The 9,513-nt window shown below is 73.3% G+C and carries 12 protein-coding genes and 2 pseudogenes; 9 read left to right on the forward strand and 5 right to left on the reverse strand.

What is annotated here, in order from left to right:
* Positions 1–326: 326 nt before the first annotated feature.
* The gene (locus tag ACZ4VT_RS16965; RefSeq protein ID WP_467950342.1) at positions 327–689 is read left to right on the forward strand and encodes a transglycosylase family protein; all 363 of its coding nucleotides are present in this window, start codon (positions 327–329) and stop codon (positions 687–689) included.
* Between the two features lie 21 nt (positions 690–710).
* Here ACZ4VT_RS16965 and ACZ4VT_RS16970 read toward each other — a convergent pair.
* Positions 711–1,076: pseudogene (locus ACZ4VT_RS16970) on the reverse strand (VOC family protein); the annotation flags it as partial.
* A 21-nt stretch (positions 1,077–1,097) separates the two neighbouring features.
* Positions 1,098–1,835: a VOC family protein gene (locus ACZ4VT_RS16975; RefSeq protein WP_467950626.1), complete on the reverse strand. Its 738-nt coding sequence runs from the start codon at positions 1,833–1,835 to the stop codon at positions 1,098–1,100.
* Between the two features lie 313 nt (positions 1,836–2,148).
* Between ACZ4VT_RS16975 and ACZ4VT_RS16980 the strand changes: the two genes are divergently transcribed.
* The 4 genes and pseudogenes from ACZ4VT_RS16980 to ACZ4VT_RS16995 all read left to right on the forward strand — a co-directional run bounded on the left by ACZ4VT_RS16980 (position 2,149) and on the right by ACZ4VT_RS16995 (position 4,822).
* Positions 2,149–2,835 (forward strand): HemK2/MTQ2 family protein methyltransferase, encoded by a 687-nt coding sequence (locus ACZ4VT_RS16980; protein WP_467950344.1) that lies wholly within the window; start codon positions 2,149–2,151, stop codon positions 2,833–2,835.
* Positions 2,836–2,884: 49 nt separating this feature from the next.
* Complete coding sequence (locus ACZ4VT_RS16985; RefSeq protein WP_467950346.1) at positions 2,885–3,085, forward strand: CDGSH iron-sulfur domain-containing protein; 201 nt, start codon at positions 2,885–2,887, stop codon at positions 3,083–3,085.
* Complete coding sequence (locus ACZ4VT_RS16990) at positions 3,085–4,158, forward strand: iron-containing redox enzyme family protein (RefSeq protein WP_467950349.1); 1,074 nt, start codon at positions 3,085–3,087, stop codon at positions 4,156–4,158. Before ACZ4VT_RS16985 ends, ACZ4VT_RS16990 begins: the two co-directional genes overlap by 1 nt.
* A pseudogene (locus ACZ4VT_RS16995) lies at positions 4,155–4,822 on the forward strand (HAD family hydrolase). The gene ACZ4VT_RS16990 and the pseudogene ACZ4VT_RS16995 overlap by 4 nt, the downstream one beginning before the upstream one ends.
* A gap of 34 nt (positions 4,823–4,856) precedes the next feature.
* Here the strand turns inward: ACZ4VT_RS16995 and ACZ4VT_RS17000 are convergent.
* Entirely contained in the window at positions 4,857–5,372 is a 516-nt protein-coding gene (locus ACZ4VT_RS17000; protein WP_467950351.1) for a flavin reductase family protein, read from the reverse strand.
* A gap of 147 nt (positions 5,373–5,519) precedes the next feature.
* Here ACZ4VT_RS17000 and ACZ4VT_RS17005 point away from each other — a divergent pair, with 147 nt between their 5' ends.
* Entirely contained in the window at positions 5,520–6,062 is a 543-nt protein-coding gene (locus ACZ4VT_RS17005; RefSeq protein WP_467950353.1) for a hypothetical protein, read from the forward strand.
* Position 6,063: 1 nt separating this feature from the next.
* Positions 6,064–6,600 (forward strand): hypothetical protein, encoded by a 537-nt coding sequence (locus ACZ4VT_RS17010; protein WP_467950355.1) that lies wholly within the window; start codon positions 6,064–6,066, stop codon positions 6,598–6,600.
* Between the two features lie 302 nt (positions 6,601–6,902).
* Here the strand turns inward: ACZ4VT_RS17010 and ACZ4VT_RS17015 are convergent, their stop codons facing one another.
* The gene (locus ACZ4VT_RS17015) at positions 6,903–7,127 is read right to left on the reverse strand and encodes a three-helix bundle dimerization domain-containing protein (protein ID WP_467950357.1); all 225 of its coding nucleotides are present in this window, start codon (positions 7,125–7,127) and stop codon (positions 6,903–6,905) included.
* A 185-nt stretch (positions 7,128–7,312) separates the two neighbouring features.
* Between ACZ4VT_RS17015 and ACZ4VT_RS17020 the strand changes: the two genes are divergently transcribed.
* Entirely contained in the window at positions 7,313–7,726 is a 414-nt protein-coding gene (locus ACZ4VT_RS17020; RefSeq protein ID WP_467950359.1) for a response regulator, read from the forward strand.
* Positions 7,727–7,747: 21 nt separating this feature from the next.
* Here the strand turns inward: ACZ4VT_RS17020 and sigJ are convergent, their stop codons facing one another.
* On the reverse strand, positions 7,748–8,701 hold the full coding sequence (gene sigJ, locus ACZ4VT_RS17025; RefSeq protein WP_467950362.1) for an RNA polymerase sigma factor SigJ: 954 nt from the start codon (positions 8,699–8,701) through the stop codon (positions 7,748–7,750).
* A 171-nt stretch (positions 8,702–8,872) separates the two neighbouring features.
* On the opposite strand from sigJ, the gene ACZ4VT_RS17030 reads away from it, so the two are divergent.
* The gene (locus tag ACZ4VT_RS17030) at positions 8,873–9,277 is read left to right on the forward strand and encodes a hypothetical protein (RefSeq protein ID WP_467950364.1); all 405 of its coding nucleotides are present in this window, start codon (positions 8,873–8,875) and stop codon (positions 9,275–9,277) included.
* Positions 9,278–9,513 lie beyond the last annotated feature (236 nt).

A 9,513-nucleotide genomic window follows, 5' to 3' on the forward strand; every position in this document is an offset into this window, starting at 1 on the left:
GAAAGACTCAACCCCCCAGAACCCGCCCGGGGAGATGGAGTGGACCGGTGCCCTCCTCGCGCCGCCGGTCGCTCGGCTGTCGTGGTGGCGGCCGGGGGCCTGTTTTCTCCCCCCCCCCCCCCCCGCGGCTGGGCGGCCCGGGTGGCCCGGGCCGCCTCGGGACGGGGCGTAGAGCGTCCGTTCGGGTGGCGTCTTCCCTTCAGTGACCGCAAGTGCCGCGGGAAGCGCGTCGGCCCGTGCTCTGCTGTGGCCACGACCCGAAGGCGGTCGTACGCGGGCCCGCCCGCTGTTCGCGGCAGGTCCGCCCCAACAGCGAAGGAGGACTGATGTCGTGCCACCGGAAGGACCGGCGCAGCCGGCGCATGATCGGCCAACTGCTCGCTTCAGCGGTCTTGTTGACCGTGGCCTTGTTGGACGTGTCCGGGGCTCACGCCGCTGCCGTCCACTCCAAACCGAAACCCGACTGGGACGCCATCGCCCGATGTGAGTCCGGCGGGAACTGGCGGGCGAACACGGGCAACGGCCATTACGGCGGACTGCAGTTCACCCAGTCGAGCTGGAAGGCGGCAGGAGGCCGCACGTACGCACCGCGCGCCGACCTCGCCACGAAGGCCGAGCAGATCGCGACGGCGCGGAGACTCGCCAGGATCCAGGGCATGGGAGCCTGGACCTGCGCACGCCGCCACTGACGGCCCGCGCGACGGGGCGGTTCAGGCAGACGGGATCCGGGGTGCGCTGGCCACCCCGGACTCCCGCCCGCCGAGTTCGGCGTCAAGGGTCTCCTGGGCGATGCGCATCGACTCGGCGAACTTCGGCTCGGACATCCGTTGCCAGGCCCGGTCCGGCGCGACGTCCTCGACCCGGCTCGTCACCCACCAGATGTTGCCGAACGGGTCCCGCACCCGCCCGCCGCGGTCGCCCCACGCACTGTCGACGGCCTGGGTGACCACCGTCGCCCCGTGTGCCGCCGCGGCGGCGACGGCGGTGTCGGCATCGGGCACACAGACGCGCAGCAGCGAGGGCATCACCGGCCAGTCGGGCCTGCGGTCGAAGGCCAGTACGACGGTGTCGCCGACGACTCCGGCCGCACGGGCCGGTCAGGCGGGCGTGTCCTGGGGCGCCACCACGGTGAAGAGCGCCCCCTCGGCATCGGCGAGGACGATCCAACGGCTCATGCTGGACGTCTGTACGGGCGAGGCGGTCCGGCCGCCCTGGCCCGTGGCGGCGTCGACCGCTGCCTCGAGGTCCGGCACGCGGAAGTGGACGTGCCACCGGGGGCGCACCTCGGGGTCGGGCGCCGCTTCGAGCGCGCCGCCGCTGATGCGGGCGACGGTGTCGTGGCCGTGACGCAGGACGACGTGGGCGTGCTCGTAGGAGACCGTGCAGCAGGACGGCCGCTCGCTGCCCCAGTCGAGGACCTCCCCGTAGAAGATGGCCGCCGCGAACGCGTCGCGGGTCCGCAGTTCCAGCCAGGCCGGGGCGCTTCCCCGGCCGACGGACCAGTCGGGGACGACCTCGCCCTGCCAGAAGCCGAAGACGGCCCCGGCGGGGTCCGCCGCGAGGGCGGCTCGCCCGGTGCCGAAGGCCAGGGGGCCGACCGCCATGGTGGCGCCGCGTTCACGGATCCGCGCGGCGGTCACGTCGGCGTCGTCAACGGCGAAGTACGGCGTCCACACCACCGGCGCGTCGGCACTCCCGCCGAGCGCGCCGACACCCGCTACGGGAGCCCCGTCACGGAAAGCGACCATCATGCCGTGCCCGAGGTGCGTGGGACGGAACTCCCAGCCGAGCACGGCACCGTAGAACCGCTGGGCGGAACCGAGATCCCGGGCCAGCAGGCTGACCCAGCACGGGGCACCGAAGATCTCGTGGCTCGACGTCGACACAGCTGTCAGCCTCATCTGCCGCTCAGGTGGGACGGGACCCTTCCACGGTAGACCCGGCCACGGCGCCGGGCCGTGAGCCGCGGTCCGAACCGGGCCGGTGGGCGCGCCGAACGGTCACCGACCGGGGCGGCCCGTTTCCGTGTGATCCTCCGAAGATCGACGCGAATCCGGATGGGGACCGTTTGACGGGGCAGCCGCACAGTCCCATCCATGACGCGGGTCCGCCACTGCCGGGCCCGCGATCGACCCCCGGAGGCACGCGGTGTCCAGTACGACCCTGACCCCGGGCCCCCTGCCGGCCGGCCTGCTCGCGCTGCCGGGGGTCTACCGGCCGCAGGCGGACACCCGCCTCCTCGCGGAGGCGCTCGCCCACGAGGAGCTCGGTCCGCGGACCGAGGCCCTGGAGATCGGCACCGGCACCGGGGCGCTGGCCCTGCACGCCGCGGGCAGGGGAGCCCGGGTCACGGCGGTCGACGTCTCCTGGCCCGCCGTGCTCACGGCGCGGCTGAACGCGTTGCGCCGGCGGCTGCCCGTGCGCGTCCTGCACGGGGACTTCGCCGCACGGACCGTCGGCCGCCGCTTCGACCTGGTCGTCGCCAATCCGCCGTACGTCCCCGCGCCGGGGGCCCGGCTCCCGTCGCGCGGGCCGGAGCGGGCCTGGGACGCCGGCCCGGACGGGCGCGGGGTCATCGACCGGATCTGCGCGAACGCCCCCGACCTGCTGCGACCCGGCGGTGTGCTGCTCCTGGTGCACTCGGGCCTGTGCGGAGCCGAGACGACCCTGGACCGGCTGGCCGGGGCGGGGCTGACGGCGGGGGTCATGACGAGGGCCTCCGTACCGTGGGGGCCGGTGCTGCGCTCACGACGGGCCTGGCTGCAAGGTCAGGGACTGGCCGACGAGGCCGAGGAGTGGGAAGAGCTGGTGGTCATCCGTGCCCGGAACCTCTGAGACCGTCCCGGGCCGGGAGCCCCGCCGGGTGTCCGTGGCCCCTCGCCGGGTGGCTGTGGATCCCGAGGGCCCGGTCCTCGTCGAGGGGCCGGTCGAGATCGTCCTGGACGACGGGACGGTCGCCCGCTCCGACCGCTTCATGGTCGCGGTCTGCACCTGCCGCCGCAGCCGTACGTACCCCTGGTGCGACACCAGCCACCGCCGTCGCGAGCGGGCCGACCCGCCGCCGCCCGAGAACAGGACCCCGTGATGACCCTGACGACCCCTGCCGGCCCCGGTACGACGGCCACCGCCGCCGGCCCCCGCCTGGCCGAGGGGCGGGGCCCGCTGTCCGCGGCCGTGGCCGAGGCCCTGCGGTCCGGCGGCCCGCCCGCGTACGCCACGGGATCCGTACTCAAGGCCGACCCGTGGGGTGAGGACCTCCAGCTCGCGCTCTACCTCCTCTACGAATTGCACTACCGCGGCTTCGACGGCGTGGACGACGAACGCGAATGGGATCCGGACCTGCTGCGCCTGCGCGGAGCCCTCGAAACCCGCTTCCTCCACGCCCTGCGCACCGAGCTCTCCGACGCTCCCCGATCGGTCGAAGAGGCCTTCGCCCCGCTGCTCGTCGAGCCCGTCGACCTCTCCGGCAGCCTCAGCCATCAGCTCGAAACGGAGGGGGAACTCTGGCAGTTGCGCGAGTACGCGGCCCTGCGCTCGCTCTACCACCTCAAGGAGGCCGACCCGCACGCCTGGGTGATCCCCCGGCTCACCGGACGGGCCAAGGCCGCCATGGTCGCCATCGAGTACGACGAGTTCGGCGCCGGCCGCGCCGAGCGCATCCACGCGGAGCTCTTCGCGGACCTGATGACCGACCTCGGGCTGGATCCCGCGTACGGCCGCTACCTGGACCGCGCACCGGCGGCCCTGCTCGCGACCGTGAACCTGATGTCCCTCTTCGGCCTCCACCGGGCGTCGCGCGGTGCGCTCGTCGGCCACTTCGCGTGCGTCGAGGTCACGTCCTCGCCCGGGTCGAGGCGCCTGGCCAAGGCCATGCGGCGCTGCGGAGGGGGACCCGCCGCCGAACACTTCTACGCCGAACACGTGGAGGCCGACGCCGTCCACGAACAGGTCGTGCGCCACGAGGTCGTGGCGGGCCTCCTGGCCGACGAGCCGGGCCTCGAGGCGGACGTCGCGTTCGGGTGCGCGGCGACCGTCCTGCTGGAGGACCGCCTCGCGACCCACATCCGGGAGGCCTGGGAGCAGGGGCGCAGCGCGTTGCGTTCGCCCCTGCCGGTCCCCGCGGGTCCGGCTGCCGAGCCTCGCGGGAGGCGGACATGAACCGTGCCGCGCTGTTCGATGTCGACGGCACCCTCGCCGACACCAATCACCTGCACGTCGTGTGCTGGTGGGAGGCCTTGCGGCAGGCGGGCCACGACGTCGCCATGCACGACATCCACCGCGCGATCGGACTGCCCGGCGAGGACCTCCTCGCGCATCTGCTGGGTGAGGACCGGGACACGGGTGAGGACGACGCGCTCAGCGCCGCGCACACCACCCTCTATGGCACGTACTTCGACCGGCTGCCCCGTTCGACGCGGCGGCCGAGCTGCTGCGCGCGCTGGACCGCCGGGGCTGGCGGGTCGTGCTCGTGACCTCGGCGAAGGACGCCGAGCTCGACGCGCTCCGACGGGCCGTCGGAGCGGACGACGCCCTCACCGCGACGGCGAGCTCGGAGGACGTGAGCGAGGGCAAGCCCGCACCCGATCAGGTGCACCACGCCCTCGGCCTCGCCGGTGCCGCCGCGCGCGACGCCGTGTTCGTCGGCGACACCGTCTGGGACATGCGGGCGGGCTCCCGGGCCGGCGTCGCGTGTGTGGGACTGCTCTGCGGCGGCATCCCGCGGCGGGACCTGGAGGAGGCCGGGGCCCGCGCCGTCTACCGGCACCCGGCCGATCTGCTCGCGCACCTCGACAGCAGCCCTTTCGGCGAGAACACCCGGTGAGCGGTGAGTCCTGAGCGGTGAGTCCGCGCGACCGTCATGCGGGATGGCCCGCCGCGATGTCGTCGGCGTCGCTGTAGCGGAGCAGCCCCGCGGAGAACCCGTCGGCGCCGCCCCCGTCCCCGGCCTCCGGGGGGCCTTCCTCGACCGGTGCCAGCAGGAAGCCCACGTGATCACCGCCCTCGATCTGCCCCTCGACCCTGCCGACGAACCACGTGCGCACGTCCGCCAGCACCGGGCTGCCGTGCCCGCTGGGCCACCAGGCGACCTGCCCGAGCTTGTCCACCTGGTCGCCGGTCTCGCCGCCGAACAGCTCCGCCAGGGCGTGCTGGTCCCGGCGCAGTACGTGCACCGTGAGGTACGTGGCCGCGCGCGCCACGCGATAGGTGCGATTGGCCGCGGACAGCCACACGACGAAGCGCGGCGGGCGGATCGAGCACTGGGAGGCGAAGCCCACCAGGCATCCCGCCCGCTCGCCGCCGGCCGCGACCGTGACCACGTACATCGGGCCGTCCAGTACGCCGGTGAAGGCGTCGAGCCCGGTCTCGGGCATGGGTACTCCTCTCACCGCTGAGCGGCTACCCGGTCCGTCGCCGTCGAACCACACGGCTCCGCGCCGCCGCCCCGCGCGGGTTTGCCCCGCAGAGACAGGGGCAGCCGCGTCAGTGAAGCCGACGAGGCCCCGGAATGGAGGCCGAACATGTCAACCAGCACCCTCATAGCCGTCATCGTGGTCGCGGCGATCGTGGTGATCGCGCTCACGGTCGCCCTCTGGATGATGGCGCGACGACGGCACCTGCAGAACAGGTTCGGACCCGAATACGACCGCACGGTCGAGGCCAAGGGCGGCCGCATGGCCGGCGAGCGCGAGCTGCGTGCCCGCGAGGACCGCCACGACCAGCTGGAGATCAAGGAACTGCCCGCCGAAAGGCGAGACCTGTACGCGGCCGAATGGAGCACCGTCCAAGAGCACTTCGTGGACCGGCCGGAAGGCTCCGTGGAGGAGGCCGACGAACTGGTGTCGCGACTGATGCGCGAGCGGGGGTACCCGACGGACGACTACCGCGGCCAGCTGCGTGACCTCTCGGTCGAACACGGCCGCACCCTGGAGCACTACCGGGCCGCCCACGACGTCAAGGTGCGCAGCACCGACCAGCGGACGACGACCGAGGAGCTGCGCGGGGCGATGGTGCACTACCGCGCCCTGTTCGACGACCTCCTGACCGACCAGAGGAGCCGGTGAGATGCGCAACGACGGAAGCAACGAGGAACGGGTCGGCGAGGCCGGCATCACGACGGAGGACATCGCCCACCCGGTGCCGGCCGCGGACGCCGACAGGGACGCCGACGACAGGGACGCCGACGACAGGGGCGCCGACACGGCTGACGACCCGCCCGTGTACCCGGGGCAGGCCACCATGGACACGGCCGCCGAGGAGCCCGGGACCGGTGAGAACGGCGACGAGCACCTGACGGACCGCACCGCGGGCGCGGAAGCCGCCGGGGGCGCCGACGAGCCGCTGCTCGGTGCCGAGGACACCGCGGACTATCGCAAGGCGTGGAACGAGATCCAGGGCCGGTTCGTCGACGACCCGCAGGAGGCGGTCAGGTCGGCGGACGCCCTCGTCGCCGAGGTCATGCAGACCCTCGCCCGTACCTTCTCCGCCCACAAGGAGGGGCTGGAGGGGCAGTGGGGCCAGGGCGAGCAGGTCGCGACGGAGGAACTGCGGCTGGCACTGCAGCACTACCGGTCGTTCTTCAACCGGCTCCTGAACACCTGAACGGTGGCCCTTGGTCCGACCGGGCGACACCCTGGCCTGACACCGCCGCCACGGAGGCGGTGGGTCAAGGCCGAGCCGCGCGGACCGGCATCACTCCGAGCACGAGGTGCAGGGCCTCGGGCATACGGCCGAATCGGGCCAGCCAGCACTCGACGGGATACAGCTCGCCGTGCTCGTCCAAGCCGAGCGCCTCGGTGGGGTCGGCCGTCGCCGGCAGCGGTTCACGGCCCCAGTCCCAGTCCTCCAGCTGTCCGATGCCGAAACGCTGAGCCCCCCGGACGGTAGTGGATCCCGCCCCGTCCTCACTCGGGTGTGCTTGACGTACCCCGGTGGTCGTCGGAGGGGAGCAGGTCTCTGGCTCGGCGTTCCATCAGGACCGGCAGGTAGGTGCGGACGCGTGCGTACCTGAGCTCCTCGTACGCCGTCTGGACGGAGGCGCGGACGAGGCCGGCGTCCAGTTGGGGGTGCGCCTCCATCAGCCGCTCGGCGACATGGCGGATGGCCAGGGCATCCTCCGCGTCCGCCATCTCGCACCTCAGCCTTCCGTCGGGCCGCTGTCCTCAGTCTCGTGGAGCGGCCCACCGTCGGGAAGTCGATCTTCCGCCGCTCCACGCGGCCGGCGGCGGCCCCACCGGCCGGAACCCGCCGCACCGGATCTCTTCCGCGCCCCGGCTCGCCTCGCGGCGGGCCGGGGCGCAGGATGGAACAGGTGATGACGGTGTTGGTGGTCGGGGTTCCCGACGGCGAGCAGCTGGAGCTGCTGCGCTCGGGGATCCAGCGCAACCCGCACTTCCGGGTCGTGTCGCACGCCCATGACCCCGCCGTCGCGCTCGCGCACGCCCGCGTCCTCCTGCCGGACATCACGGTCCTGTCCCTGCCGGCCGGGCTCGACAGCATCGAAGCGGACCCGGGCGTCCTCCGCGTCTTCCGCGGGGTGCGCTCCCTGGACCCGCCGAGCGGAGTCGTGCTGCGCACGGCCGCCGCCCGCATGCCCCGGGCGGTGTCCGGCCTGGCGGTCGAGGGAGCCGTTCACGTCGTGCGCGAGGGCGACGCCGAAGCCCTGATGCGGGCCCTGCGCACGATCGGGCTGCGCCGGGCCAGCTGCGACCCCGACCAGATGCCCTGACGAGATGCCCTGACGAGACGGTCAGTTCTGGGTGATCTCGGTCCACGGGCGGAGTTTCTCCGGGTTGCGGACCGCCCAGATGTGGGTGATGCGGTGGTCGGTGAGGCTGAACGCCGCCACTGTCACGATGACGCCGGAGTGCTGGGCGACCAGGCCGGGCCGGCCGTTGACCGTGCGTTCCAGGAGGGTCAGTCCAGGGGCCTTGTCGGCGATGTGGATCAGGTACTCGGCGATCCGCTCGCTGCCCTCGACCGGGCGCAGGACGGTGCCGACCATGCCGCCGCCGTCGGCGGTCATCGTGGCGTCGGGGTCGAGCAGGCCGACGAGGGCCTTGATGTCCTTGGCCTCCCACGCCTCCTTGAAGTCCCGTACCAGGCCCGCCTGTCCGGCCGTCGCAGCCGCCGGGGCCTGCGCGGCGCGCATCCGCCGACGGGCGGAGGTGGCCAGTTGGCGGCAGGCCGCGGGGGTCCGGCCGACGATCGCGGCGACCTCGGGGAAGGGGTAGCGGAAGACGTCGTGGAGGATGAACGCCACGCGTTCGGCCGGTGTCATCGACTCCAGTACGACGAGGAAGGCCATGTTCACCGACTCGTCCAGGGTGATCCGGTCGGCGGGGTCGGCCGGCTCGCCGCTGCCGTCGCCCGCCCGCCCGCTGAACCACTCCGTACGGTCGGGCAGCGGCTCGGGTATCCACGCGCCGACGTAGCGCTCGCGCCGGGCCCGCGCCGAACCGAGCACATCCAGGCAGATGCGGCCGGCCACCGTGGTCAGCCAGGCGCCGGGCGACGCGATGGCCTCCCGCTGCTGGCGCGACATCGCGTACCAGCGGGTGTACGTCTCCTGCACGGCGTCCTCGGCCTCGGCCAGCGAACCCAGCAGCCGGTAGGCGAGGTTGATCAGCTGGCGCCGCTCGCCGACGACTACGCTCAGCTCCGGCTCGGACCGGTGGTGCTCTGCCTCGGATGGGGTGCTCATGGTCCTGACCGCTCCCTGGTTCGTCTCGTCCGCTTCGGCTCTCGACACGTCGACGAAACACCGCACCGGAATGTGAGGCCGACCCTGCACCTCACACTTCGGGGGCCCGCGTCGTCGGACGGACGAGACACTACCGATCCACCGCCGCGAGGCAGATATGGGGACCGCGCCATGGCCACACAGATGACGGCAGCACCGGGCAGGGTCACGTTCCAGCAGGTCGCGATAGCCCTGCAGACGTTGTCCCTCTTCTTCCAGGCGGCTACGGCCGGACTGCTGTTGTCCTCGTCCCACGGCGAGGTGCTGCACGGAGTCGGAGCGCGCGTGATGTACGGCGCGTCGATGCTGTACGTGCTCGCCGCGGTCCTGGCGTGGCGGCCGGGCGGCGGTTCACCGCGCCCGATCCTGTACGCGTCCGGCTTCCTCGTTCTCGCCTCGGTGCAGGTGGTGCTGGGCATCGCGCGCGTCCCGTCGGTCCATGTCCCCCTGGGCGTCCTGATGTTCGGCCTGAGCGTGCTGGACCTGGGCCGGGTGCTGTCCGCCCGCCTGCCGGAACGTACCGGCGGGCGGGTCTAGGACGCGCCGGCACCCTGCCCGCGGGGATCGGGCAGGGCGTCGGCGGACGGGGTGGGGAGCGTCAGGTGCCCGGGGCGGAGCCGCGCCACTGCTGGTTGGTGTGGGTACTTGGGGGCGGTGGGGGCCCGGGCCGCGGCGGGGGGCGGCGCCCGAGGGGGGAGGCGGCCCCGCCGCGGGGGGAAGGGTCGCCCCGCGGAAGGGGGGTCTGTTTTTTGTTGAACGCGTGGAAGAGAGCC

The sequence above is a fragment of the Streptomyces sp. NPDC029164 genome (assembly GCF_055563995.1).

Excerpts from the sequence above, each read along its gene's own strand:
- ACZ4VT_RS17020 (WP_467950359.1), top strand. The coding sequence starts at position 7,313 with ATGACGGTGTTGGTGGTCGGGGTTCCCGACGGCGAGCAGCTGGAGCTG.
- ACZ4VT_RS17015 (WP_467950357.1), bottom strand. The coding sequence starts at position 7,127 with ATGGCGGACGCGGAGGATGCCCTGGCCATCCGCCATGTCGCCGAGCGG.
- ACZ4VT_RS17005 (WP_467950353.1), top strand. The coding sequence starts at position 5,520 with ATGTCAACCAGCACCCTCATAGCCGTCATCGTGGTCGCGGCGATCGTG.
- ACZ4VT_RS17030 (WP_467950364.1), top strand. The coding sequence starts at position 8,873 with ATGGCCACACAGATGACGGCAGCACCGGGCAGGGTCACGTTCCAGCAG.
- ACZ4VT_RS17000 (WP_467950351.1), bottom strand. The coding sequence starts at position 5,372 with ATGCCCGAGACCGGGCTCGACGCCTTCACCGGCGTACTGGACGGCCCG.
- sigJ (WP_467950362.1), bottom strand. The coding sequence starts at position 8,701 with ATGAGCACCCCATCCGAGGCAGAGCACCACCGGTCCGAGCCGGAGCTG.
- ACZ4VT_RS17010 (WP_467950355.1), top strand. The coding sequence starts at position 6,064 with ATGCGCAACGACGGAAGCAACGAGGAACGGGTCGGCGAGGCCGGCATC.
- ACZ4VT_RS16990 (WP_467950349.1), top strand. The coding sequence starts at position 3,085 with ATGACCCTGACGACCCCTGCCGGCCCCGGTACGACGGCCACCGCCGCC.
- ACZ4VT_RS16965 (WP_467950342.1), top strand. The coding sequence starts at position 327 with ATGTCGTGCCACCGGAAGGACCGGCGCAGCCGGCGCATGATCGGCCAA.